This window comes from Rheinheimera sp. (genome assembly GCF_965283995.1).
Taxonomy (GTDB): domain Bacteria; phylum Pseudomonadota; class Gammaproteobacteria; order Enterobacterales; family Alteromonadaceae; genus Pararheinheimera.
In genome coordinates this window covers 2,107,798-2,133,322 of sequence record NZ_CBDIQG010000001.1, presented here as the reverse complement: position 1 = coordinate 2,133,322, position 25,525 = coordinate 2,107,798, and the positions used below count along the sequence as shown (strand labels likewise).

General features: G+C 53.6%; 17 protein-coding genes. 12 read left to right on the top strand and 5 right to left on the bottom strand.

Going from position 1 to position 25,525, the window contains the following annotated elements; translation table 11 throughout:
* Nucleotides 1–172: 172 nt before the first annotated feature.
* The gene (uvrA, locus tag ACQ66Q_RS09700) at nt 173–3,004 is read right to left on the bottom strand and encodes an excinuclease ABC subunit UvrA (protein ID WP_430456613.1); all 2,832 of its coding nucleotides are present in this window, start codon (nt 3,002–3,004) and stop codon (nt 173–175) included.
* Nucleotides 3,005–3,264: 260 nt separating this feature from the next.
* Here uvrA and ACQ66Q_RS09695 point away from each other — a divergent pair, with 260 nt between their 5' ends.
* The 3 genes from ACQ66Q_RS09695 (at nt 3,265) to ssb (ending at nt 6,538) form a co-directional block, all read left to right on the top strand.
* Nucleotides 3,265–4,401 (top strand): diguanylate cyclase, encoded by a 1,137-nt coding sequence (locus ACQ66Q_RS09695; protein WP_430456612.1) that lies wholly within the window; start codon nt 3,265–3,267, stop codon nt 4,399–4,401.
* A gap of 89 nt (nt 4,402–4,490) precedes the next feature.
* The gene (locus ACQ66Q_RS09690; protein WP_430456611.1) at nt 4,491–5,849 is read left to right on the top strand and encodes an MFS transporter; all 1,359 of its coding nucleotides are present in this window, start codon (nt 4,491–4,493) and stop codon (nt 5,847–5,849) included.
* A gap of 14 nt (nt 5,850–5,863) precedes the next feature.
* Nucleotides 5,864–6,538: a single-stranded DNA-binding protein gene (gene ssb / locus ACQ66Q_RS09685; RefSeq protein ID WP_430456610.1), complete on the top strand. Its 675-nt coding sequence runs from the start codon at nt 5,864–5,866 to the stop codon at nt 6,536–6,538.
* Nucleotides 6,539–6,925: 387 nt separating this feature from the next.
* Here the strand turns inward: ssb and tpiA are convergent, their stop codons facing one another.
* The gene (tpiA, locus tag ACQ66Q_RS09680) at nt 6,926–7,708 is read right to left on the bottom strand and encodes a triose-phosphate isomerase (RefSeq protein ID WP_430456609.1); all 783 of its coding nucleotides are present in this window, start codon (nt 7,706–7,708) and stop codon (nt 6,926–6,928) included.
* An 81-nt stretch (nt 7,709–7,789) separates the two neighbouring features.
* Between tpiA and ACQ66Q_RS09675 the strand changes: the two genes are divergently transcribed.
* The 6 genes from ACQ66Q_RS09675 (at nt 7,790) to ACQ66Q_RS09650 (ending at nt 16,884) form a co-directional block, all read left to right on the top strand.
* Nucleotides 7,790–8,740, top strand: coding sequence for an aldose epimerase family protein (locus tag ACQ66Q_RS09675; protein ID WP_430456608.1), 951 nt, complete (start codon nt 7,790–7,792; stop codon nt 8,738–8,740).
* A 109-nt stretch (nt 8,741–8,849) separates the two neighbouring features.
* Nucleotides 8,850–11,612, top strand: a complete 2,763-nt coding sequence (locus ACQ66Q_RS09670; protein ID WP_430456607.1) for a TonB-dependent receptor — start codon at nt 8,850–8,852, stop codon at nt 11,610–11,612.
* Between the two features lie 129 nt (nt 11,613–11,741).
* Nucleotides 11,742–13,271 (top strand): tryptophan halogenase family protein, encoded by a 1,530-nt coding sequence (locus ACQ66Q_RS09665; RefSeq protein WP_430456606.1) that lies wholly within the window; start codon nt 11,742–11,744, stop codon nt 13,269–13,271.
* Nucleotides 13,268–14,035 carry a SapC family protein gene (locus ACQ66Q_RS09660; RefSeq protein ID WP_430456605.1) on the top strand — a complete coding sequence of 256 codons (768 nt, stop codon included), beginning with the start codon at nt 13,268–13,270 and terminating at the stop codon, nt 14,033–14,035. The genes ACQ66Q_RS09665 and ACQ66Q_RS09660 overlap by 4 nt, the downstream gene beginning before the upstream one ends.
* 51 nt (nt 14,036–14,086) lie before the next feature.
* The gene (locus ACQ66Q_RS09655) at nt 14,087–15,544 is read left to right on the top strand and encodes an SLC5 family protein (RefSeq protein ID WP_430456604.1); all 1,458 of its coding nucleotides are present in this window, start codon (nt 14,087–14,089) and stop codon (nt 15,542–15,544) included.
* A gap of 455 nt (nt 15,545–15,999) precedes the next feature.
* Nucleotides 16,000–16,884 (top strand): hypothetical protein, encoded by an 885-nt coding sequence (locus tag ACQ66Q_RS09650; protein ID WP_430456603.1) that lies wholly within the window; start codon nt 16,000–16,002, stop codon nt 16,882–16,884.
* A 60-nt stretch (nt 16,885–16,944) separates the two neighbouring features.
* Here ACQ66Q_RS09650 and ACQ66Q_RS09645 read toward each other — a convergent pair whose 3' ends face one another.
* The gene (locus ACQ66Q_RS09645) at nt 16,945–18,903 is read right to left on the bottom strand and encodes a beta-galactosidase (protein ID WP_430456602.1); all 1,959 of its coding nucleotides are present in this window, start codon (nt 18,901–18,903) and stop codon (nt 16,945–16,947) included.
* A 158-nt stretch (nt 18,904–19,061) separates the two neighbouring features.
* Here ACQ66Q_RS09645 and ACQ66Q_RS09640 point away from each other — a divergent pair, with 158 nt between their 5' ends.
* Entirely contained in the window at nt 19,062–21,209 is a 2,148-nt protein-coding gene (locus ACQ66Q_RS09640; protein WP_430456601.1) for an alpha-galactosidase, read from the top strand.
* A 69-nt stretch (nt 21,210–21,278) separates the two neighbouring features.
* On the opposite strand, the gene ACQ66Q_RS09635 is transcribed toward ACQ66Q_RS09640, so the two are convergent.
* Complete coding sequence (locus ACQ66Q_RS09635) at nt 21,279–21,980, bottom strand: FadR/GntR family transcriptional regulator (protein WP_430456600.1); 702 nt, start codon at nt 21,978–21,980, stop codon at nt 21,279–21,281.
* Between the two features lie 169 nt (nt 21,981–22,149).
* On the opposite strand from ACQ66Q_RS09635, the gene ACQ66Q_RS09630 reads away from it, so the two are divergent.
* Nucleotides 22,150–22,911, top strand: a complete 762-nt coding sequence (locus ACQ66Q_RS09630; protein ID WP_430456599.1) for an SDR family NAD(P)-dependent oxidoreductase — start codon at nt 22,150–22,152, stop codon at nt 22,909–22,911.
* A 65-nt stretch (nt 22,912–22,976) separates the two neighbouring features.
* On the top strand, nt 22,977–23,885 hold the full coding sequence (locus tag ACQ66Q_RS09625) for a 2-dehydro-3-deoxygalactonokinase (RefSeq protein ID WP_430456598.1): 909 nt from the start codon (nt 22,977–22,979) through the stop codon (nt 23,883–23,885).
* A 53-nt stretch (nt 23,886–23,938) separates the two neighbouring features.
* Here ACQ66Q_RS09625 and glpD read toward each other — a convergent pair whose 3' ends face one another.
* Nucleotides 23,939–25,456, bottom strand: a complete 1,518-nt coding sequence (gene glpD / locus ACQ66Q_RS09620) for a glycerol-3-phosphate dehydrogenase (RefSeq protein ID WP_430456597.1) — start codon at nt 25,454–25,456, stop codon at nt 23,939–23,941.
* Nucleotides 25,457–25,525: the final 69 nt, after the last annotated feature.

Here is a 25,525-nt window from a genome sequence, read left to right as displayed (position 1 = left end):
CTTTCCTTATGAAATGACGTGGCGCCAGCCCAACCCACGTGGCGCCCGAAACGGATGTCTCAATATTTCATTGTTTGCGCAGCGCCGCAACCGGAACGGCCTGAAAAATGGCAGGAAAATCAGCGGGACTTTGTTATTCCCGCTCATCACAGCTATCGCCTTCCTGCGCGGGTCAACCCCTTGCCAGCAAAGGCTTCAGATACTGTCCGGTGTAAGACTTGTCGCAATCTGCCACTTGTTCCGGGGTGCCGGCGATCAGGATTTCGCCGCCGCCGCTGCCGCCTTCCGGACCTAAATCGACAATCCAGTCGGCGGTTTTGACCACGTCCAGATTGTGTTCGATCACCACCACGGTATTGCCGGCGTCGCGCAGTTTATGCAGCACGTTCAGTAATTGCTGAATATCGTAAAAGTGCAGGCCTGTGGTCGGTTCGTCGAGGATATACAGCGTTTTGCCGGTATCGCGCTTACTTAGTTCGCGCGCCAGTTTGACGCGCTGCGCTTCACCGCCCGACAACGTCGTCGCCGACTGGCCGAGTGTAATGTAGGTCAGGCCCACATCCATCAGCGTCTGCAGCTTGCGCGAAATCGCCGGAATGCTGTCGAAGAATTCGCGCGCATCTTCCACCGTCATTTCCAGCACTTCGTGAATGTTTTTGCCTTTGTATTTCACTTCCAGCGTTTCACGGTTGTAACGTTTGCCTTTGCAGACATCACAAGGCACATATACATCTGGCAGGAAGTGCATTTCGACTTTGAGCACACCGTCGCCCTGACAGGCTTCGCAGCGTCCGCCTTTGACGTTAAAACTGAAACGACCGACCTGATAGCCGCGCGAGCGCGCTTCCTGGGTGCCGGCGAATAAATCCCGCACTGCCGTGAAGATACCGGTGTAAGTGGCTGGGTTCGAGCGTGGTGTGCGGCCGATCGGGCTCTGGTCGATGTCGACACATTTATCAAAATGCTCCAGGCCTTCAATGGCGCGGTGCGCGGCCGGGTCGTCGCCCTCGCCTTTATTTAGCACTTTGTGCGCGACGCGAAACAGCGTGTCGTTGATCAGTGTCGATTTACCGGAACCGGACACACCGGTGATGCAGGTCAGTACGCCAAACGGAATGGTTAGATCGACATTTTTCAGGTTATTGCCGGTGGCACCTAATACTTTGAGCTCTTTGCCTTTTTTACCTTTATGCCGCGTGTCTGGCACGGCGATTTTGCGCGTGCCGGATAAATACTGGCCGGTCAGCGATTCAGGCGCCGCCTCGATGTCTGCCAAAGTGCCCTGCGCGACGATATAACCACCGTGCACGCCGGCGCCCGGGCCGATGTCGATGATATGGTCGGCGAGACGCACCGCGTCTTCGTCGTGTTCGACCACAATGACGGTATTGCCCAAATCACGCAGGTGCGTCAGCGTACCTAATAGGCGGTCGTTGTCACGTTGATGCAAACCTATCGACGGTTCGTCCAGTACATACATCACGCCAACTAAGCCGGCGCCAATTTGACTAGCCAGACGAATACGCTGCGCTTCGCCGCCGGACAAAGTCTCGGCGCTTCTGGATAAATTCAGATAGTTCAGGCCAACGTTGACCAGAAACATCAGCCGGTCCTGAATTTCTTTCAGGATCTTTTCGGCGATTTTGGCTTTTTGGCCGGTCAGTGTCAGTGCGGTGAAAAACTGATGGCAATCACCGATCGAAAGCTCAACGATGTTGGGCAAATTGGTTTTACCGATAAACACATGGCGCGCTTCTTCGCGCAGGCGCGAACCTTCACAGACCGGGCAAGTGGTCGTCGCCAGATATTTCGCCAGCTCTTCCCGTACGGCATTGGATTCGGTTTCGTGATAACGCCGCTCCATATTCGGCAAAATGCCTTCAAACGGATGTTTGCGTAGCACGATGTCGCCACGGTCGTTTAAGTATTTGAACTCAATCTCTTTACGTCCACTACCACTTAAAATGGCCTGTTGCTGTTCCGGTTTCAGGCTCTGAAACGGCGCGTCGACGTCAAAGCCATAATGTTCGGCCAACGACTTCAACATCTGGAAATAATAGAAATTGCGTTTATCCCAGCCGCGGATGGCGCCGCCGGCCAGGCTTAATGCGGCATCGACAATCACTTTATTGGCGTCGAAATATTGTTTCACGCCCAGGCCGTCACAGGCGGTACAGGCACCGGCCGGATTGTTAAAGGAAAACAGTCGCGGCTCGAGTTCTGCCATCGAATAACCACAGGTTGGACAGGCGAAATTGGCGGAGAAAATCAGCTCTTCAGCCGATGGGTCGTCCATCGACGCCACTTTCGCGATACCACCGGATAACTCCAGCGCCGTTTCGAAACTTTCGGCCAGACGCTGCTTAATATCATCGCGCACTTTGATCCGGTCGATCACCACTTCGATGGTGTGTTTTTTGTGTAAGTCGAGTTTTGGCGGATCGGATAAATCACAGACTTCGCCATTGATACGGGCGCGGATATAACCCTGGGCCGCCAGATTTTCCAGCGTTTTGACGTGTTCGCCTTTGCGTTCCTGTACCACAGGCGCCAGCACCATCAGTTTACTGCCTTCCGGGAATGACACCACTTTGTCGACCATCTCGCTGATGGTTTGCGCGGCCAGCGGCAGATCGTGAGTCGGGCAGCGCGGCTCACCGACGCGGGCAAATAACAGCCGCAGATAATCGTAGATTTCGGTAATAGTGCCGACGGTTGAACGCGGGTTATGTGACGTCGATTTCTGTTCAATCGAAATAGCCGGCGACAGGCCTTCAATATGATCCACATCCGGTTTTTCCATCAGGCTGAGGAACTGGCGGGCGTAGGCCGACAAGGATTCGACATAGCGGCGCTGGCCCTCGGCGTACAGCGTATCAAAGGCCAAAGACGATTTACCCGAACCGGACAAGCCGGTGATCACAATCAGTTTGTCGCGTGGAATTTCCAGCGAAATATTCTTCAGGTTGTGAGTACGGGCGCCGCGGATGTCAATTTTGTGCATAAAGTTCTCAACTCAAAAGGTCAGTCAAAGTGCCCGCTTAGGGTCAGATGCGGGCCGGCAGCGGCATCGGTCAGGCGACTATGCGTCATGCGGGCTGTCGGATCAGTATTGGCGTTGATTATCAGTGTAGTACTGTATATAAATACAATTGTTTGAGCAAGTCAGATGTCGGGGAAGTCGGGCTTACAGTTGCATTTGTCAAACGTGGCGCCTAAGGTGAATTGTTAACGTTTTCTGCTACAGGTAGTTCGACCAAAAACATGACGACAGAACAGATTTACACTTTGGCCATGATGCAACTTGCGCTGGTGATTTTGCTTGCCAGTACAAGGGTAGCGCCGCCACAGCAGGATGTGCGCAGTTTACGCCTGTTCCAGATCTCTGTTGGCTGTGATGCACTGAGCTGGTTGTTTTATTTGTGGCCCATGCAGCCGATGTTGTTGTTGATCTCCAGTCTGGCCGCGGCAACCAATTTCTGGTTACTGCTGGCATTTGCTTTGAGCCGCTGTAATAAAGCGGTGCCCTGGCCATTGTTGGTGCTGATGATCCCGCTGCAGGCAGGTATTTATACCTGGCTGAATCTGCACGGCATGGAATACGCCGCTTTGCATTTTATGACGCTCATTACAGCGCTGGTGGCGTTGCCGATTGCGTGGTTGTTCTGCTTTCAGAAACAAAACCGCACAGTATCGGATCAAGGTTTTGCCTTGGTCATGTTGTGCTGGTTTTTGGTTTGTGTGTTACGGACAGTGACAGTTGAGTTTCATGAAGACTGGATTTTATCGGGGTATTTGGTGTCGCAGGTACTATGGCCCGGCATTTTGGCGGCCTACGGTTTGATGGCCATCACCGGCTATCTGGAAGAAACGCAGCAGCGACTCCGGGCCGAGGCTGTGCATGATCCGTTAACCGGCCAGTTAAACCGACGCGGGTTGAATGAAGCGGTCGCGGCTTGCTTATCGTACTTACAAAGAAATCAGCAACCGGCGGCATTGTTGATGATTGACCTTGACCATTTTAAGCGGGTCAATGACCAGTTCGGCCACGACGGTGGCGATGTGGTGTTGGTGCAGACGGCAAAAGCCATCAAAACAATGCTGCGGCAAAGTGACGTGCTGGCACGGTTTGGTGGCGAAGAGTTTTTGATTTTTCTGCCGGCAGCGAACCTGCAGATGGCGACGACCACAGCACAGCGTTTGTTGGAAGGGATCCGCCAACTAGAGTGGCCTGCGTCGATGCCGGAAGATTATCAGCTGACCATCAGTATTGGTGTCAGTGTGTTTGGGCCGGATTATGATTTTGGCCGTCAGCTGCGCCTCGCCGATCAGGCACTGTATCGCGCCAAACAGAATGGGCGCGACCGCATCGAATTCGCCGGCATTGCTGCCGACAACTGAACGCCTGTGTTACAATCATCCGCTCTTTTGTCGCCACGCTTCTTTCTCTGCCGCTGGCGCTGTCTGAACCGATTTGAGATCCATCACTGATGCAAAATTTAACCGCACTGGAACGGCGGGCAGCGATTTCGCTGGCGCTGGTATTTGCGTTCCGTATGTTGGGATTATTTATGCTGATCCCGGTGTTTGCAATCTACGGCAAAGACCTCATCGGCTTTTCGCCGTTTTGGATCGGCCTCGCCATTGGCGCTTATGGGCTGACTCAGGCCATCTTGCAGATCCCAATGGGCTGGTTGTCGGACCGGATTGGCCGTACCCCGGTAATGTTACTCGGTTTGACGATGTTTGCCGTGGGCTCAGTGGTCGCGGCGCTGGCAGAATCTGTGTATGGCGTCACCATCGGACGTATTTTGCAGGGCATGGGCGCCATTTCCGGCGCTGTGCTGGCATTGGCGGCCGACGTCACCCGCGAAGAGCAAAGACCCAAAGTGATGGCGGTTATCGGTGCGACGATCGGCTTGTCTTTTGCTGTGTCGATGATTGCCGGCCCGGCCATTGCCGCGGCTGGTGGACTCAGTGCTATTTTCTGGTTTACCGCTGCGCTGGCGCTCGCCGGCATCGTGATAGTCCTGACCATAGTGCCGAAAACCCAGCAGCAGGCGACCGACAGCGAAGCGCTGGCCCGCCCTGGTTTTATTGTTGAATTGTTCCGCCATCCACAGCTGCGTTTACTGAATCTGGGTGTGCTGGTTTTGCATTTATTACTGACGGCAATCTTTGTCGTGCTGCCATCGCAATTAGAGGCCGATGGTTTGGCTGCCCCGCAACACTGGCAGGTGTATTTACCGGTATTTGTCGCGGCTTTTGTGCTGATGGTGCCGCTGATGATCTTGTCGATGCGGCGGCAACAAGAAAAAGGTTATTTTTTATTCGCGATCGGCTTGCTGATTGTAAGTTTATTGTTAATGATTAATGGCGGGTTGTGGCCATTAGCGATCGCGCTGTTGCTGTTTTTCACTGGTTTTAACTATCTGGAAGCCAGTATGCCGGCGCTGGTGTCGCGAATTGCACCGGCGGGTCAGAAAGGCACTGCGATGGGGATTTACGCCAGTCTGCAGTTTTTTGGTGCCTTTTTAGGCGGTGTGCTGGGTGGCATTATTTCCGGCCAGTTTGCGGCAGCAAGCGTGTTTGCCCTCGCTGGCGGAATTGGTTTAATATGGCTTTTTCTGGCTCGCGGCATGCAAGTCCCGCAGCGAGCCCAACGCTTATCTTATCTGGTTGGTGACGTCGATGACGCCGCAGCCAAAACGCTGGTCAGCCAGCTCAGCAGCCTCAACGGCGTGCTGGAAGCGACAGTGGTCGTCAACGAACAACGCTGTTATTTAAAAGTCAGCTCTACTGGTTTTGACCCTAAACAGGTCGAAGCGCTGCTGAGTCGTCACAGTTAATCAGGAGAATGCGCATGGCGCGTGGAATTAATAAAGTCATTTTGATCGGTAACTTAGGTGCAGATCCTGAAGTTCGTTACATGCCAACCGGCGGTGCAGTGGCCAATATCACCATTGCGACTTCTGAGTCCTGGACTGATAAACAAACCAATGAGAAAAAAGAACAGACCGAATGGCACCGTGTGGTGATCTATCAGCGTCTGGCCGAGATCGCCGGTGAATACCTGCGTAAAGGCAGCAAAGTTTATATTGAAGGTCGTCTGCGTACGCGGAAGTGGCAGGATCAGCAAGGCGTTGAGCGTTTCACGACTGAAATTATCGCCAACGAACTGCAAATGTTAGACGGCCGTGGCGAAGGCCAAAGCGCCCAAATGGGTGGCGCACCAGCTATGGGTGGCGCGGCAATGGGCGGTATGGCTGCTCCGGCACAAGCCTATCAGGCACCACAAAACCGGGCGCCACAGGCAGCTCCGGCGGCGCAGCAGAATTACAACCGTGCACCAGCTGCAGCCCAGCAAGGCTTTAACCAGCCAGCTCCTGCTGCTGCACCAGCCTACAATCAGGCGCCGGCACAACCTGCTTACAATCAGCCACAACAAGGTTTTAACCAGCCACAACAAGGCGGTTTTGGCCAGCAACGTGGTCCGATGGAACCGCCAATCGATTTTGATGACGACATTCCGTTCTGATCTTTCGTTTCAGCATTGCAGTGTAAGCAAATCCATTGCTTACACTGCGTTTATGCCATTTTTGTTGTGTAGGGGCTGTTGACGTTTGGTGGTTCAGTTTTGTTCGAGTTGGTGGCGTTTTGGGCGCGAAACGAGGCGCGTGGCATAGTGATTCTATGTGAGCAACGAGTGACAAAGCCCAAAGCGCCACCAAACGAACCCTTCGGGCAGCGTTTGGCAGCTCTTTCTGCGGCGTTAGTGCTCGTTTGTGTAGAATAACTACACGGCTCTCGCACTGCCTTGCATAAAAAGCTGCCAAACTGCTGCAAAAATAAACACCAAACGTCAACAGCCCCTAGTCTGCGCGAAACAAATCACTACTTTATTCAGCTTAGGCAGACGCTGTTTTCAGGCGGGTACCAACGGTGTGACCGCATGAACCACCGCGTGACACAGCGCATTAAAAGCGCCAGCCTGTAAGCTACCGCTACCGACCAGCACTCCATCAATATCGTCTTGCCGCAGATATTCGCCGGCATTCTGATTATTCACACTACCGCCATACAGAATGCGGATGCGCTGACAGTCTGCTGCGCTATACCAACGCTTTAGCATCAGGCGGAGTTGCTGATGCATTTGTTGTGCAGATTGCGCCGACAACGGTTTACCTGAACCAATAGCAAACACAGGTTCATAGGCCAGCACCAAAGGCCCTGCTGTTGCTTGACCGTCAAGTACTTCAGCCAGTTGTCGCATCAGTACCTCACATGTTTGGCCCTGTTGGTGCTCGAGCGCGGTTTCGCCGACACACAGTACCGGCGTGATGCCCTCTTGCCACAAAGCGCTCAGCTGCCCCCGGCGTGCACTGGCCGTTTCATCGAACCACTGCCGCCGCTCCGAATGGCCAATCAGCGAATAAGCCACCTGAAATTCACTGAGCATCGCCGCCGACACCTCACCGGTGTACGCGCCGCCACGAAACGCAGAAACCAGTTGTGCCCCGGCCTGCACCTTACTTTGCAGCTCAGCGCGTTGTTGTCTGAGCTTTGCCAGATAAGGCAGCGGCACGCATAACACCCGGCATATCTCAGGTAAATCAATCGCGCTGACACTGGTTAACCAGTCCGTTAATGCGGCTTCGCTGCCATGCTGTTTCCAGTTTGCCATGACCAATGGTGTTCTGGTTTTCATAAAATCCTTGTCATACACCTAATTATCGTATAAATACTATATAACGATTTAGCACGATACAAGCACCACCGGAGACGTTTTTTGTTTGAGATCAGCACCCCGCAGGGATTGTCGGTAAAAATCAGCGCGATTGGCGCCACGGTCTGCTCTATCAAGCTCGATGGTCAGGAATTGACGTTGGGTTATGCCGACGAATCTGCTTATCTGCAGGATGCGTTTTATTTAGGTTGTACCGTCGGGCCTTATGCCAATCGCATCCGCAATGCCAGTTTCTGGCTTGGACAACAACAGGTTAATTTAACTGCCAATGACGGCGAGCACTGCCTGCATGGCGGAAAGACCGGCCTGAACCGCTTGCGCTGGCAATTAGAAACACATGAGACCGATCAGCTTACGCTGAGCTGCAGCGCGGCGCGCGGCGACGGCGGCTTTCCCGGCAACCGGCAGTTTCGTTGCCATTTCAAAGTGCATCAGACTGAAGTGCAGCTGCGGTTTGAAGCCACGACAGACGCGGCAACGGTGCTGAGCCTGACGAATCATTGTTATTTCAGCCTCGATGCACAAGCACAGAACATTGATACGCACAGTCTGCAGTCGCCGTTGTTACAGGTGCTGGACAAAGATGCGACAGGTATTCCAACCGGGCTTTTATTGAGCTGTGCTGAGCGTTATCCCGGTCTCGCTGCCGGCGAGCAACTGAGCCAGATGTTCCGTCAATCCGGTGCGCTGGACCATTGTTTTGTCGTGCAGAACGCCGACAAAAGCATGCAGCCGCTGGCGACGCTGACGTCGCCTGATCAACAGTTGAGCCTGACGGTCCTCAGTGATTTGCCGGGGGTGCAAATTTATAGTGGTGACGCCTTAACAACACCTTTTACGCCCAGACAGGGCATCTGTCTGGAAGCACAATATTGGCCCGATGCGCCGAACCAGCCAGAGTTTCCGTCACCGGTCCTACTGGCTGGTGAAAAATATCAGCATCAAATCATTTACCGTTTTGCCCGCCAAAACGGCTTAGATTCGAATGATTAATCAGATAAAAAAGTTGCAGTTGGCGCAACTTTGCAGTATTTATATGATAAATATTCTAATAAGAAGTTTTAGTTAAAAACACAACACTAGACAATGACAGGGGAGTTCGATGATGACCAGAGCGAATACATTCGCATTTAAACACTCGGCAGTCTGCCTTGCCGTAGCCGGCGTGCTCAGCACTTATTCGGTTGCGGCACAAACGACAACGGCAGATGCGGCCAAAGCACAGCAAACTGAAGTTGAAGTAATTGAAGTCCGCGGCATCCGCAGCAGCTTGAAAGCGTCGATGCAGGACAAAAAAGAATCCAGTCTGGTATCAGACGGTATCGCGGCAGAAGACTTAGGTAAGTTTCCGGATCTGAACGTAGCTGAATCGCTGCAACGGATCACCGGCGTGTCGATTGACCGCAGTGGTGGTGAAGGTCAGGCGGTGACTATTCGTGGTTTTGGTCCACAGTTTAATACTGTGCTGGTCAACAATCGCCAGATCGCGACCGACAGTAACGGCCGTGAATTTAACTTCGACATTCTGGCAGCAGACCAAATCACCGGTGCTGATGTATTCAAGAGTAACAGCGCCCGGCTGCAAGAAGGTGGTATCGGCGGTACGATCAACGTAAAAACCGCTCGCCCTTTTGATTATGACGATTTCCGCATCGCAGGTTCCGTCAAAGGCATGTACGAAAGCCTGTCAGAGAAAACCTCACCGGCCGCTTCTGTGTTACTGACCCGCAACTGGGATGATAAATTCGGTGCTTTGTTAGCGCTGAGCCATCAGAAACGTGATGTGCAGATCAACCAGATTGCCACAGCCGGCTGGCGCTCAGGCCAGACAATCTCCAACAAACGCGACGGTGTTTTGTTCACTAATGCTTATATCCCACGCAACTGGGACCAGATTATTGACCAGCAGGAGCGGACGCGTGATAACGCCAGTCTGGTGCTGCAATATGCCCCGTCAGAAGATGTCACTGTGACCATGGATGGTCTGGTTTCCCGTTTTGAAGTGGATTCAACCGTGACAGATTTGGCCTCTTGGTTTGAACCGGATCGGGTCGGCAGCGCAACTATTGACCCGGCCACCGGTACTTTGCTGACTTTCTCACAAGATGTTGGTCTGCATCAGGGCAGCGGCGATCCGGCAACGGATTTCGTGTCGCATACCCGTAACTCCCGCGACATCAGCACCAATGCCTTTGGCCTGAATGTCGAGTGGAAAATTACCGAACAGCTGACAGCGAATTTTGATGCGTCTACATCAAACGCCGAAAACGACCGTGCTGGTCGTGACCGCTTTAACGTGGTCGGCATGATCAACAGCTATGCCTTTGATGGCACCGGTTCAGTGCCAACCGTCAAACATAACGGTTTTGGTGGCAGTACGCTGCCAGCGGCCAGCCTGGCGCGCATGCACTATAACGAAAAAGGTAACCAATTCTCAGATGAAGATGAAGTTACTGAATTAAAAGCAGATTTTGAATACGTTGCCGAGAAAGGCGTATTCCAGAAAGCAAACTTTGGTGTTTACAGCCAAGAGCGCGAAAAATCCAGCTTCCAGATCTATGGCGGCCAGTGCTTCTACTGCGGCTATGCCTTACCTGCTCCGGTCGATACCATTAAATTCCAACCGTTCACCGCGAAGAACTTCTTCCCGGGTCTGATCAATACGTTCTACAGCTATGACGGCGATGCTGTGGTGAAATACCTGGCCGATAGCGGTCATCCAATCACGACGACACTGCAGAATAACCGCTATACCATCAATGAAGACGTGACCAGTCTGTATATGGATTTCACGCTGGCTTATGACCTCGGTGATATGCCGCTGACCGTGAACCTCGGTGCCCGTTATGCCGAAACCTCCGTTGACGTGGCCGCGGTGCAGAGCTTTGTTGTGGACATCGTGCCTACTGCTGACGCGACCTTGTTCCAAAACGTGTTAGGCCCTGCGACCAACATCAATCAGGGCACCAAATACGCCAACCTGTTACCAAGCCTGAATATCAAGCTGGAAGTTCAGGACGACATGATTGTCCGTTTTGCGTCTTATGATTCACTGACTCGTCCGACGATGGGCCAGATGTCTCCTGCGACCACCTTCAACGAGCCACGCCGGCAAAACCTGACCGCCAACGGCGGTAACCCGGCACTGAAACCGTTCCGTGCAGAGAACTGGGATCTGGCCTACGAATGGTATTACCAGGATGCCAACATGTTCAGCTTCACTGTGTTCAATAAAGAAGTTGAAGACTTTATTGTGACGCTGACCGGTCATGAAACGTACAACATGACGGCGCGTAAAGGCCCACTTTACAACTGTGTCAGCGCACCGCTGTGCAGCAGCAGTGTAGTGCCGACAACGGCAGAGCTTAATGGCGCGAGCGAAGTGTATACCGTCAGCCGGCCACAAAACGGTGAGTCTGCCCGTATCACCGGTTATGAAGCTGCATTGACTCATATGTTTGATAACGGCTTTGGTGTCACCGTCAACGCGACTGTGGTCGACAGTAACCTGAACGTCGGTGCCGATACCACGCAGAGTTTTGCGCTGGAAGGCTTAGGCGATTCACAGAACTTTATTATGTTCTACGAACAGGGTGACTATCAGGCCCGTATCGCGTTTAACAACCGTGAAGCCTTCCTGCGTCAACTCGATAACGGCTTTAACGGCGAGCCGATCAACACTGAGCGTTTTGGTCAGTGGGATATCAGCGCCAGCTACGACGTGAACGAGTATCTGACCGTGTTCTTCGAGGGGATTAACATCACCGAAGAAGAGCTGGTCCAGACCGGTCGCTTCAAAAACCAGATTTACTCTGTCGAGGATAACGGCTCCCGCTATGCGGTAGGTGTGCGAGGGGCATTCTAAGTCCCGTTCCTGTGGCTGGGTCTTGTTGACCCAGCCTTTTTTTGATCGCAGGTTTTTCAGTGCAGGCACTGTTGGCTCGTGGTCAGGATCGCGCAATACTGCTGTACTCGCGTTTAAATCGGGTTACCTATGACACAAGCTATCACCAATATTGTGGTGGTGGGGGGCGGCACCGCCGGATGGCTGGCGGCCGCGCTCATTGCCTCTTACCATCAAAAACCAGATGGCCCGGCGTTATCGATCACCTTGATCGAATCGGCCGATATCCCGACTATTGGGGTCGGTGAAGGCACCTGGCCGACGATGAAAAATACCCTGCAGCAAATCGGTTTGTCCGAAAAGGACTTTTTCCGCAGCTGCCATGCCGCATTTAAACAAGGCGGTAAGTTCGTCAACTGGTGCGAAGGCACCGGCGATTTTTATTACCATCCTTTTACCGTGCCGCTGGGTTATGGCCGCCTCGACGTCGCGCCTTATCTGGCGGACATTCGCGATTATGCCCGCCAGTCCAATATGCAGCATGAATTATGCGAAGCCGGCAAAGCGCCGCGTCCGGTCAGTGAAGGTGAGTATCAGGGCTCATTGAATTATGCCTATCACCTCGACGCCGGCGCTTTTGCCGATGTACTGAAACAACATGCCAAAACCAAACTGGGTGTGTTGCACCGCGTTGCCACTGTCGAGCAGGTGCTGTTGACCGATGATGGTCAGATCGCCGCGTTAAAACTGAATGATGCTGCCACGCCGGTCACCGCCGATTTGTATATCGACTGTACCGGCATGGCGTCACTGCTGCTTGGCAAAACACTGCAAGTGCCGTTTATGTCGGTTGAGCATCAGCTGTTTAACAACAGAGCGCTGGCGCTGCAGGTGCCTTACGACCAGCCAGACGCGCCGGTTGCCAGCCATACTATTGCCACGGCACAAAACGCCGGCTGGATTTGGGATATCGGTTTGTCGCATCGTCGTGGCACCGGCCATGTCTATGCCAGCAAGTTTTTAAGTGATGACGAAGCGGCCGCGAATTTGCGCCGTTATGTCGGCGCGGCAGCGGCCGATTTGGAACCGCGTTTAATCAAGTATCAGACCGGCTACCGCGAACGCTTCTGGCAGGGCAATTGCGTCGCCATTGGCTTGTCGGCCGGATTTGTCGAACCACTGGAAGCGACGGCCATTATGCTGGTGGAAGTGTCGGCCCGTTATGTCGCGGAAAACCTGCCGGCGGATCAAAGCCTGATGCCAGTGGTGGCAAAACGCTTTAATACGCAGATGCGTTATCGCTGGCAGCGCATCATCGATTTCCTCAAGTTACATTACATGCTGACCAAGCGCACTGAGCCATATTGGCAGGCGCATCTCAATGTCGAAACCTGGCCGGAGTCTTTGCAGGAAGATTTGGCAGTCTGGCGTTATCGCGGTCCGGCCGTCAGTGACTTTCAGGGGCCACTCGAATTATTTCCGGCTGCCAGTTATCAGTATGTGATGTATGGCATGGGCTTTAAGCCTGATTTTTCCCGCCAGGCCCATCTGTACCGGCAGCAGGCGCAGGCGGAGCAAATCCTGCGGCGTAATCAGCAACTGACGCAACAATTGCAGCAAAGCCTGCCATCGAACCGGGAATATCTGCAGCGCTGGCTGGCGCAAGGGAGCATGACATGAGCCGTTTTCTGACACCGCAGCAACTGGCCGCGCAACAACTTGGTTTAGTGCCGGATGCTGGTTTGGTCTATGCCACGCGCGCGCATTTATTGCCGCTGACCGTCGCAGATGTCAGCAGTATGGTTTGTGATTTTCCGGTATTGCTTAGCCGCAATAGTGAGGACGGCACCGTGATGCTGTCCGCGCTTTGCAGCTTTGTGCCGGGGCACAACTTGCTGGCGGATGCACAAGGTTGGCATGCGGTATACCGGCCTTTAGCCTTGCAGGCTTATCCCTGCTATTGCCTGCTGCAGGATGGCCAGCGCCAGTTTGTGTTTGCCGCCGATCCACAAGTGCTGCAACCGGCAGCGCTGCCACTTTTTGCAGACGACGGTGCCGCCGATGCCGGTGCACAGCGGCTGATGCAAAATGCGCAGGAACTGTACGAGCAGGAACGACGCACTTATCTCAGTCTGCAGCAATTGCAGGCATTGAAATTACTCAGACCCATTGAATTGCAGTTGCAGCCGGAGCAAGGCGAGTTACAGCGCATCCGGGGTCTGATGACCATCGATGAAGATCAGCTGCACAGCCTGGATGCCACCACGTTAAAAACGCTGCAGCAGACCGGCAGCCTGCAGCTGGCACAAAGTCTGTTGAATTCGTTGTTGCAACTGAACCGGCTGATCCAACGCCACAACCAAAAAGCAGCGCTGGGCCAACCGGGCTTTCACCGGATCCAGCAGTTAAAAATTGAAATAGATCGCGATAGCGGATTTTTATGATACCGCGCCCAATTGGCGGTATTTTTTGCGTGTTTTTCCCGGAGAGATGTTATGTCAGATAGTGTGTTGCAGACTGCGGTCTTTGTGCTGGTTTCTGCACTGATAGGGGTGTTGACCTACCTGAAATGCCGCGGTAAGTCAGACCGCAGCGGGTCGCAGAATCGTGAGTATTTCCTCGCCGGCGGTGGCCTTAGTTGGGTTTTTGTGGCGGGCTCTATTACGCTGACCAACTTAAGTACTGACCAGTTGGTGGGTATGAATGGCAACCAGATGGCGCTGCTGGCGGTGTGGGAATTCTCCGCCATCATCGGCCTGATCATTCTCGCCAAGGTGTTTATTCCGGTTTATTACCGTTATGGCTGTACCACGACCACCGAACTGTTAGAGCGGCGTTATCATAACAAACACATCCGCGCTGTGATTGGTGGTTTGTTTTTCCTTGGTAACGCTTTGATTTACATGCCGGCAGTGATTTACTCCGGCGCCTTGCTGATGCAAACGATGTTTAAGGTCGATATTCCGCTGATTCAAATTGCTGCGGTGTTTGCCTTAGTAGGCGCTGCGTACGCATTTTTTGGCGGCCTGCGTGCGGTCGCTGTGTCTGATACTTATAACGGAGTATTGGTGTTGGGCATGGCCCTGCTGATCACTTTCCTCGCGCTTTATGCCATCAATTTTGACTTCAGTGGTATTCCGGCAGAGCGTCTGACGCTCATCGGCGATGAGAATTCGCCGGTGCCATGGCCGACCTTGCTGACCGGGATGATTTTTATTCAGATGTATTATTGGGGCACCAACCAGACCATTACCCAACGGGCGATGGCAGCGCCGACGATGGAAGAAGCGCAAAAAGGTGTCTATGCCGCCGCATTGATCCGCTTCTTGATCGTGCCGGCGATTGTGGTCTTACCGGGCATTGTCTCTTACAAGCTCTATGGCGACATCGGTGATACAGCGTATGGCCGCTTAGTGGGTGATCTGTTGCCTCCGGTGCTGATTGGCTTGTTCGCAGCAGCCATGGCTGCGGCTGTGTTATCGACCTACAACAGCCTGCTGAACTCAGCGACTGCACTTTATGTTTGTGATATTCACGAAGCCTATGTCAGCGACAAACCGAATGTGGTGAAACTGAGCGCCTGGGTGACGTTGCTGCTGAGTGCCCTGACGTTGATTCTGGTGCCGGTTTATCAGCAGGCCGACAGTATTATCAATCTGCTGCAGCAGTTAAATGGCTTACTGAGTATGCCAATCCTGTCGATCTTTATCGTTGGGTTGTTGTTTAAAGATGTTGATGCACGCGCCGCCATTATTGCGGTGATCTTTGGTGTGTTGTTCTACGGCAGCCTGACGTTTGAATTCTCGCCGCTCTACACCACTGTGCATTACATCCATCTGATGGCCATCACCTTGTTCAGCTGTGTGGCGGTAGCACTGCTTAGCAACAGATTTATCTTCGGCAAACAGCATCGCTGGGCCGGCAAAACCCTGGAACTGCCTGCGTCTTCGTAGGCGGATGGCTCCGTTAGCCGGCTTAGGCCGGCTTTTTTTATGTGCCGACGATAGCCGCCATCTGATTCACTATCCACGAGCAGTTTAGTGCCAAAAGCGGACATTCTTTAATTATCATGTACGGCGTGTGACGCCCAGCGGGCTTCGCTTGCGCGTACCTACTCGCTAATTAAGATCGTAGGTACCGGCAAGCGCAGCGTCGCCGTACATTACCCAATATTCGATGACTGCAACTCGCTCAAGCAGTCATCCCAAACTCCACCAAAGCCAGCAGCTGCAGAGTGAGCGCAAGTGGCATTTCCTGATCACATTCCTCAACATTAGTACTGTGGGCTAACTGCTTCATTATTTGGTATTTTGTTAACTTGAATTGCACTTTGAGTTACGATGCATTAACTGCTTGTACGTGGTTTTTGCGGTGATACAAACGATAGTGAGTAGATAAAAGACCGCGCGTGACAATTTATAAACAAGGACAGTTACAAATGATAAAAACGGTTTTTGCAGCCACTGTTGCTGCACTTTTGACTTTTACCGCATCAGCCACTGCACAGTTTACGTATGCTCCAACATCAAGAGATGATGTTGGTTTATATCTCGGCGGCCAATTCTGGCAACCTGACGCAACTGGTGTTTTGGGTGCAGAAAATACGCGCGTTGATTTTAATTTAAAAAAACAACAGCACATTCAATATTTTATTGACGTTAAACACCCTGTTGCTGCGTTGCCTCATCTGCGTATTTCCACAACCCAACTGGATACTTCAGGTCAAACCACGTTGACGCAACAGTTTGGCTTCAGCGACAAGACCTTTCCTGTTGCGGCTACAGTTAATGCCAGCTTTAACGTCAGTTATATCGATTACACCTTGTACTATGCATTGTTTGATAGCGACAAATTTTCCTTTGAGGTGGGCTTCAGCGCCAGAGATTTGCATGGTGATGTGACGGTCGCCGGGACAACCAAAATATCTCATGATCCTTGTAATGATCCGAATCCTGCTCCCAATGACCCTTGTATAGATTTGGGAAACAATGCAATTTCCAGTGGGACAATAAAAACGGACAACATCAATCCGATGTTGTTTGTCGCGACCAGTGTTGCTTTGCCGTCCACTCAGTTAAATGTATTTGCTCAAGCTGATTTTTCATTACTCAATGACCATCGACTTTCTGACTATCAACTGGGTTTCAGTTACGATCTGCACAAACTGATGCGGGTAGATCTGCAGGTGACCTTAGGCTATCGCGTCGTGAACATGGCGTTCGAAAATTTAAACAGTCTATATACCGACCTTGCATTTAAAGGTGCTTTTGTTGGTTTGATTGCCCACTTTTAGCAGCAGCCCGCGAAAAAAAACCGGCGTTTAGGCGCCGGTTTTGTTGGATGAGCTGTAGTGTCAGCGGTAAATCGCGACACCGTAGCCGTCCAGTGTGGCGCTGCCGAGCAGCCATTGCGCGTTTGCCGGGACCGCAACTTCGTTGGGGCTGGCGCTGTAATTAAACAGGAAGTTCAAGCCGCCACGGCGCGCCAGACGCGCATCATGTGGCAGCACTAAAGTTTCCACGCCGGCTTGTTTCGCTAAATCGGCAAACAAGGCTTTGAGGAAGTCATCACAGCTGACGGTGGCGACATAGACAGCGCGCTGATGCTGCGCGACAGCGGGCAGGCCGTCATGATAATGCGCCAGCACCTGGCAGGATGGTGGCACTTCCAGCTCTTCACGCCAGCATTGGCTCTGATACTGTTTTTGGCCGATGAATAGTGGCTCAGCGCAATCTGGCCGGATGGTTTCCACCGACAGCACTTTGACCGGGACCAGCGCCTGCAACAAACCCGGCGCTAATTGTGGCACCAGCTGGAATTCCGTAGTTTTACTGCCGGTGCGCGGACCAAACACCAGCACAGCGTCGCTGTCCTGGCAACGCTGCACAAATTCAGGCCGAACCACTGGCATACAAGGCACCAGCACCAGTTTGTAGCCGGTTAAATCTTGCTCCGGCGAGACAAAATCGACATCAACACCAAGCTGACGTAACGCCGAATACCAGGCAAATTCGACTTCCTGCTGATTAAAACTATCGCCCTGACGCTCGATTTCACAGACCCACTGGTTTTCGGTAGTGCTGACCATCGCCACACTGGCTTTGACTTGTTGCTGCAGCAGGTCCGGACACAGCGCCAGCTCACGCACCAGCTGCTCGATTTCCGGCCAGGCGGCGGCTTTGGAATTGTCGATGCGTTTTAAACCTGCATGCATCTGTTCCTGCGCAAATGGTGCCTGACGCCAGCGGAAGTAACTGACCACATCGGCGCCGTGGGCAAAAGACACCCAGGACCACAACCGCACCATGCCAGGTTCCGGCCGCGGATTGTGCTTGGCCCAGTTCACCGGGCCCGGTTGTTGTTCCATGATCCAGAAGTGTTTGCCGGTCAGGCCACGCGTCTGGTCAAAGTAATAGCTGGAAAAATCCGGGTGGCCGGTACGCATATAAGGTTTAAACATCGCCGCGCCGCGCTTAGCGAAAAACAAATCAGAGCGGCCGAGCGGGTAGTTGTCGAAACTGGCAAAATCCAACGGCTTCGCCAACGCATAGTTGTCGGTCTGGGTGTCGACCATTGGGATAAAGTTGTGCGTAACGAAGCGGCCCGGCGCATAGGCGCGAATGATCCGCACCATCTCGTCATGAAAGTGCACTACCTGGTCTGAACTGAACCGGCGATACGCCAGCTGATGGGCCGGGTTGGTTTCTGTGACGGCCAGAATCGGCAGCTCGATTTCGCCGAAATGGCGGTATTCCATCGACCAGAATACATTGCCCCAGGCGCTGTTCAGTGCGTCGATGTCGCTGTAGTGCTGCTGACACCAAGCGCGAAACGCGGTTAATGCCGCCTCGGAACCGCTGTGGGTGGTGTCGTGACAGGCCAGTTCGTTGTCGGTTTGCCAGCCAACGACCGCCGGATGCTCACCATAGCGTTCAGCCAGTACTGTGGAAATGCGCATCGCTTCACGGAAATAATCCGGGCTGGAGAAGTCGTAATGACGGCGTGAGCCAAAACCACGGCTGTGACCGGTTTTGACATCGACCGGCAGGATCGACGGATAGAGGTCAATCAACCATTTCGGCGGCGTGGCGGTTGGCGTACACATCACCACTTTTAGACCGGCGTCGGCTAAAGTGCTGATGGCGCGGTCGAGCCAGTCAAACCGGTATTGACCCGGGCTTGGTTCCAGCCGCGACCAGGCAAACTCGGCGATCCGCACATAACGGATGCCAAGCCCATACATTTCCGCAGCGTCCTGCGCCCACATTGATTCAGGCCAATGCTCCGGGTAATAACAGATTCCTAACATCATATGCTCCTGCCAGAAAGTGCTGCGATGACCAGAACAGCATGGCTGATCTGTGTTGCAGCGGGCGATAAAATTGTTTTGTATGATATATAGTATTTGATGGCGATTCTATAGTTTAATGTATGCTGTTTTTGCTTTCTTTTGGCTCTGAAGGAAATGTTATGCCGGCTTTACCGCAATTTGTTCGTCTGGACAGCTCCCGTCTGACTTTTATGCTTGATTGCCGTGGCCGCACCCCGGCGCTGTTGTATTTCGGTAGTCGGCTCAGTAGCACCACCACCCCACAGATGCTGGCGTTGTTGCACACCCGGCAGGAGGCTAAATGTTCTGTTGTGGACGAGGCCGCTATTGGCCTGACGCCGTTGTCCGCCGAAGGTTTCACTGGTGCGCCAGGACTGGAGTTGTCGGATCACAGCGACGGCTGGGCCTTTGGCCCGACGCTGGCTGAGCTGGAGCAAAGCACCAGTGCCGATGGTCAACAGCAGGTTCGTTTGGTCAGTGTCGATGCCAAAAGGCAGCTGCAGCTGACTCATCTGATCCGACTGGATCCGGACAGCCACGTGTTGAGTCTGCAGACATCGCTGCAAAACCTTGGAACCATGCCCAGAGCACTGCATTGGTGCGCGGCCGGCACTATTTTATTACCAGACCATCTGCAGGAACTGACCAGCTTCGAAGGCCGCTGGTCTAACGAATTTCAGCGCCAACGCCAGCCATTGGCGCTGGGCAGTTTTGTCCGGCAGAACCGCAAAGGCAAAACCTCGCACGATACCTATCCGGCCTTGCTGGTGCACAGCCACACCACAACCGAGCAGGCCGGTGAAGTCTATGGCTTTCTTCTGGGCTGGAGTGGCAACCACAGTCTGCGCGCTGAACTGACGGCGGAAGGCCGCAGTTATGTGCAGTTTGGTGAGTTATTGCTGCCGGGCGAAGTCACGCTCGCTGCCGGTGACAGCTACCAGAGCCCGTGTTTATATCTGAGTTACGCTGCCGCAGGCTTTAGTCAGCTATCGCAGCAATTTCATCAGTTCGTGCGCAGCCACCTGTTAAGCAAAGCGCAGCAGCAAAAAGCCCGCCCCGTGCATTACAACACCTGGGAAGGCATTTATTTTAAGCATGACACCGACACCCTGATGCAGCTGGCAAGCCGCGTGGCGCCGCTCGGTGTTGAGCGTTTTGTCCTCGACGATGGCTGGTTTATGGGGCGGCGCGGCGATTTTGCCGGCTTAGGCGACTGGCAGGTGGACCCGGCCGTGTATCCGCAGGGGTTGGGGCCGTTGATTGCGCATGTAAATTCACTCGGCATGGAATTTGGTCTGTGGTTCGAACCTGAGATGGTGAACCCGGATAGTGCCTTGTTCCGCGACCATCCGGATTGGGTGCTGGGCACTGCCAACAACCCGCAGATGCGTTTTCGCAATCAACTGGTACTGGATGTGAGCAGGCCGGAAGTCAGCGCCTATCTGTATGAACAGATCCATAGCTTATTGGTGCAGCACCCGCAGATCCGTTATATCAAATGGGATATGAACCGCGATCTGAATCACCCGGGCGGCGCCGATGGCAAACCTGCCGTACACCGGCAAATTCAGGCGGTTTATCAGCTGATTTCCCGCTTAAAAGCCGCACATCCCGGTCTGGAGATTGAAAGCTGCTGCTCAGGTGGTGGCCGGGCCGATTACGGCATTCTGGCGCATACCGATCGGATCTGGACGTCGGATTCCAACGATGCGCTGGACCGGCTGAATATTCAGCGCGGCTGTTCGTTTTTTCTGCCAAACGATGTGATGGGCGCTCATGTCGGGCCGCGCGATTGCCATATTACCGGCCGTCGCGTCAGCATCGAGATGCGCTGTGCCGTGGCACTGTTTGGCCATTTTGGCATTGAAATGGACCCGCGGGAGCTGACCGATGCCGAGGCACAAACCCTGAGTCAGGCCATTGCGTTTTATAAAGCCGAGCGCAGTTTTATGCGTAGTGCCTTGTTGCAGCGGCTGGATTCCGACGGCGACAGTATTAACTTTGGCCTCGTCGCACCGGACCAGCGCCGGGCGATTTTTGCCTATAACCTGGTGAAAGAAACCGGCCGGACTATGCCGCCCCGCTTGCGTTTTACCGGCCTCAATCCCCAGGCGCTTTACCAGCTCACACTGGCGTGGCCGTCGCAGCTCAAAGAGTATTCACCGTCCGTGCTGCAAGTGGTGCCTGGTGAAATCTTTAATGGTGATGCACTGATGCGGTTTGGCATGCAGATGCCTATTTTGCATCCACAGTCTTCGCTGATTTTTGTGCTGGAGCAGCAAGACTAAAACAAGAAGCCCGCTGCTGCGGGCTTTTTGCTGTCTGCTGATCATCAGTCGTCGGACTGTGTTGGGTGCTTATTCGAGTTTCGATTCAATCAACTGAATGGCTTCTTCCAGCAGCACTTCCACCGTATGGCGTGCCTGCTTTGGATCGCGCGCCTGAATAGCGCGCAGAATGTCACCGTGCTTTTGCACGTCGGCGCCAGGCACCCCTTTGATTCTGTTGGTGTAGCGAATACTGACACGCAGCGCGGTGCTGATAAATTCGGTCAGCTGCAGCAGGAATCTGTTGTTGCTGGCGGCCAGCACAGCACTGTGAAAAGCAATATCTGCGTCCAGCGGATCGTCCAGACCTTCGTCAGCGTCGGCCATCCGCTTCAGTGCTTTTTCGATGTTCTGGATCTGCGTTTCGGACGCGGAAGTTGCGGCTAACGCAGCGGCTTGCGGTTCCAGCACAACGCGGACCTGAGTGAATTCCAGCAGCAGCGATAAAGATGGTTTGCTACTTAAAATCCAGCGCAGTACATCGGTATCAAACATATTCCAGTTGCTTTCCGGCAGCACGCGAATGCCTTGTTTAGGCCTGGATGTCAGTAAGCCTTTGGCAGATAACATTTTTACCGCTTCGCGCGTGGCGCTGCGGCTGACATTATGCCGAATGCAGAGTTCGGCTTCCGAAGGCATACCGCTGCCCACCGGATAAACGCCCTGCACGATGGCCAGGCCAAGGTCGTGCGTCAGCTGATGGGTCAGATTCTGAATGGGTTCGTTTTTCATCGGTGTGGTCCGTCCGGCTATGTGGGATATATCATATTAAAATACACCAGACTGTGATATAACTTTTTACAATGTTTCTGGTGGCAACTGCGATTCTGGCTTCAGAGTATTCTGACCTGCGCAGATTGCGAATTCTCTATTAGCTGAATTTCAGATTGAAAACAAAAGCATGACAGCTCAGTACTCTTGTTTACGCGATAAAGCCGTGTTTATCACCGGTGGCGCCACCGGCATCGGCGCGACCATGGTTCGTACTTTTGTGCAGCAGGGCTGCCGTGTCGCATTTATCGATTTAAATGCCCAGGCTGGCGCCAACCTGTTGGCCGAATTACCAGCCGGACAGGCACGGTTTACTGCGATTGATGTGACAGACGTGACTGCACTGCAGCAGGCGATTGCCGACGCAGCAGGTCACTGGGGCCGGCTGGATGTGCTGGTCAACAATGTTGCCAATGATCAACGGATGCCGACTGCGCAGGTTACACCGGCCAACTGGCGGCAGTGCCATGCGGTCAATCTGGATGCGGCATTTTTTGCCACGCAGGTCGCCCTCCCGTTTTTACAACAACAATCCTCCGCCTCTGTGATTAATTTCAGTTCGGTTGTCGCAGTCACCGGCAAAGTTGATATGGCCGGTTATGTCACGGCCAAAGCCGGTCTGATTGGCCTGACCAAGGCGTTGGCACGCGAAGCCGGGGGATTTGGCGTCCGCGTCAATGCGGTATTACCCGGATGGGTCCGCACGGAGCGGCAACTGAACAGCTGGTTTACGCCAGAGCAGCAACAACGCTGGCTCGAAGAAAGTGCGCTAAAACGTTTTATTCAGCCGGAAGATGTCGCCAATCTGGCGCTGTTTCTGGCGTCTGAACAAAGTGTGATGATCACCGGGCAAGCGATCCAAATCGACGGCGGGATTAGTCTCAGTGACTGAGCCAAACTTCATTGCCATCGACTGGGGCGCCAGCCAGTTAAAAGCCTTTTTATGTCAGCCTGACGGTGTGCGTACTGGCCAGTGCCAGCGGACCGGGCGTGGCGGCCGCGCGTGGCCAGTTTCGTCTGACGCTGTTAGAGGCGGTCGGTGACTGGTTGCGGCAGGATCCGGCGCTGGTAGTCTATATGGCTGGTCATATCACCTCGTCTTTAGGCTGGTATCAGACTCGCTATCTGAATACGCCTTGTTTACCGCAAGCGTTGTTACCCGCGTTAGTACAGGGACAATGTCCGGATATGGCGTTGTGGCTGTCGACCGGCTTACGTTGCGCCTTACCAGAAGGGGGACACGATGTGATGCGCGGCGAAGAAGTGCAGTTGCTGGGTTTATTGCAGCTGGCTCCAGAGCTGCGCCACGGCCGGCGCCTAGTGTGTTTACCCGGCACACATACCAAATGGGTCTGGCTGGAAGACGGGCAGATCCGCCACTTCCGCACCAGTATGACCGGCGAACTCTATGCGTTACTGACGCAGCACAGTGTGTTGCTGCAACAAGCTGAAAACTTGGGCGAATTTTGTACAGAAAGCTTTATCCGTGGCTGCCAACAGATGCGCGGCACTGCCGGTCTGCATTGGTTGCATCAGCTATTTACGGTCAGAACTGAACAGCTGTTTAGCGGTTTAACGCCACCGCAAGCCAGCGCTTATTTGTCCGGTATTCTGGTCGGTGCTGATGTGCAGGGCTGGCAGGTCAATGAACCTTGTGCCGGCGCAGACTGTGATGTGGTGCTGGCAGGTAATTCGCAGTTGAATTTTTGCTACCGTGAAGCGCTGCAGCTGGCAGGATTCCGGGTGCAGACTTTTGATATCACCGACGCCACATTGGCAGGTTTCGGCTGGCTGGCGCGTGAACAGCGCAAGTCGGGTGTTGTTGCGGTGCCTGTGGTGGCAGATGGCAGCTGCCAGGTTGGCTAACAGAATAAGAAGAGCGAAAAGCCGGCATCGAGCCGGCTTTTTCGTCGATGGGTTCAGGCAACTTTACCGCTTTGTTGCCGCCTTTCGATAAAGGCTTGTAGACGCAGTTGTTGGGCGCTATCGAGGCGCAAACCCAGTTTGGTGCGCCGCCACAGAATATCGGCGGCATTGTGCGCCCATTCGTGGTTCAGCAGATAAGTGACTTCAGCCTGATACAGGCCATGACCAAAGTCTTCGCCTAAATCGGTCTGATTGCTGCAACCACCCAACAGCTGAGAAGTCAGGGTGCCGTAACTCCGTACATAGCGTTGCAGGACGGTGGCCGGGACAAAATCATAGCTTTGCGACAATTCCCGTAATAACGCCGCCTGACCGGCAAAGTCACCTCCCGGTAACGGCAGCTCTGCAGTCCGGCAAGCACCAATATGCGGGAAAAACGCTGCCAGTCGGTCAACAGCAGCCTGCGCCAGTTTGCGGTAAGTGGTAATTTTTCCACCAAAGATCGACAGCAGTGGCGCAGCGCCCGCCGGTGCATCAAGCTCCAGTTTGTAATCACGTGTCACTGCCTGCGCACTATCGGCTTCATCATCCAGCAGAGGCCGCACGCCGGCGTAACTATGGCGGATATCCTGCCGGCTGATCTTGCGGCGGAAATAGCTATTACTGATCTGCAGCAGGTAGTCGGTTTCGGCATCGCTAATGGCGACTTTGGCCGGGTCGCCCTGATAGTCGACATCGGTTGTCCCAACCAAGCTGAAGTCGTCTTCATAGGGGATCACAAACACAATCCGCTGATCTTCATTTTGCAGAATGTAGGCCTGTGGGTCATCGTGTAGCTTCGGCACGACAATATGGCTGCCTTTGACCAGCCGAATTTTTTGCGGCGTAGGCCCCGGCAGTGTTTGTTCAAATAAGCTGGCAACCCAAGGACCTGCGGCATTGACGACGGTGCGGGCCTGAATATGCCGGATTTGCCCGCTGTGCTGTTCAGCTAACTCCGCCTGCCACAACGCCCCTTCGCGCTGCACTAACTGACAACGGGTCCGGGTCAACACAGTGGCACCATGATACTGGGCCGCCATCGCATTCAGTACCACCAGACGGGAATCGTCGACCCAGGCATCTGAGTATTCAAAACCACGCCGGATAGTGGCGACCAGTGGATCGGTATTGCCAAAGCGAATCCCGCGCGAGGATGGCAGGGTGACACGCCGTGCCAGATGGTCATACAAAAACAGGCCGAGCCGGATCAGCAGCGCCGGGCGCAAGTGTGGCTGGTGTGGTAACCGAAAGCGCAGAGGCCAGATAATATGCGGCGCAACTTTCAACAACACTTCGCGCTCTGCCAGTGCTTCGCGGACTAACCGGAACTCATAATGCTCCAGATAGCGCAAGCCGCCATGGATCAGTTTACTGCTGTTGGACGACGTTGCGGCGGCCAGATCCTGCTGTTCACACAACAGAACTTTCAGGCCCCGGCTGGCAGCGTCTGCGGCAATACCGCAGCCGTTGATGCCACCACCGATGACCAGCAGGTCATAAAGTTCTGCGCTGGAATTGTTGTTCATCATCACTTTTCTTATTTATAAGATAAATACCATAATAAACAGTCAATACGCGGCAAGCAAGGCGTCAGATTG

What these genes read in the sequence shown, in the direction of transcription:
- ACQ66Q_RS09660 (WP_430456605.1), top strand. Translation starts at nt 13,268, where the DNA reads ATGAGCCGTTTTCTGACACCGCAGCAACTGGCCGCGCAACAACTTGGT.
- ACQ66Q_RS09690 (WP_430456611.1), top strand. Translation starts at nt 4,491, where the DNA reads ATGCAAAATTTAACCGCACTGGAACGGCGGGCAGCGATTTCGCTGGCG.
- ACQ66Q_RS09630 (WP_430456599.1), top strand. Translation starts at nt 22,150, where the DNA reads ATGACAGCTCAGTACTCTTGTTTACGCGATAAAGCCGTGTTTATCACC.
- uvrA (WP_430456613.1), bottom strand. Translation starts at nt 3,004, where the DNA reads ATGCACAAAATTGACATCCGCGGCGCCCGTACTCACAACCTGAAGAAT.
- tpiA (WP_430456609.1), bottom strand. Translation starts at nt 7,708, where the DNA reads ATGAAAACCAGAACACCATTGGTCATGGCAAACTGGAAACAGCATGGC.
- ssb (WP_430456610.1), top strand. Translation starts at nt 5,864, where the DNA reads ATGGCGCGTGGAATTAATAAAGTCATTTTGATCGGTAACTTAGGTGCA.
- glpD (WP_430456597.1), bottom strand. Translation starts at nt 25,456, where the DNA reads ATGATGAACAACAATTCCAGCGCAGAACTTTATGACCTGCTGGTCATC.
- ACQ66Q_RS09635 (WP_430456600.1), bottom strand. Translation starts at nt 21,980, where the DNA reads ATGAAAAACGAACCCATTCAGAATCTGACCCATCAGCTGACGCACGAC.
- ACQ66Q_RS09640 (WP_430456601.1), top strand. Translation starts at nt 19,062, where the DNA reads ATGCCGGCTTTACCGCAATTTGTTCGTCTGGACAGCTCCCGTCTGACT.
- ACQ66Q_RS09645 (WP_430456602.1), bottom strand. Translation starts at nt 18,903, where the DNA reads ATGATGTTAGGAATCTGTTATTACCCGGAGCATTGGCCTGAATCAATG.
- ACQ66Q_RS09695 (WP_430456612.1), top strand. Translation starts at nt 3,265, where the DNA reads ATGACGACAGAACAGATTTACACTTTGGCCATGATGCAACTTGCGCTG.
- ACQ66Q_RS09655 (WP_430456604.1), top strand. Translation starts at nt 14,087, where the DNA reads ATGTCAGATAGTGTGTTGCAGACTGCGGTCTTTGTGCTGGTTTCTGCA.
- ACQ66Q_RS09670 (WP_430456607.1), top strand. Translation starts at nt 8,850, where the DNA reads ATGATGACCAGAGCGAATACATTCGCATTTAAACACTCGGCAGTCTGC.
- ACQ66Q_RS09665 (WP_430456606.1), top strand. Translation starts at nt 11,742, where the DNA reads ATGACACAAGCTATCACCAATATTGTGGTGGTGGGGGGCGGCACCGCC.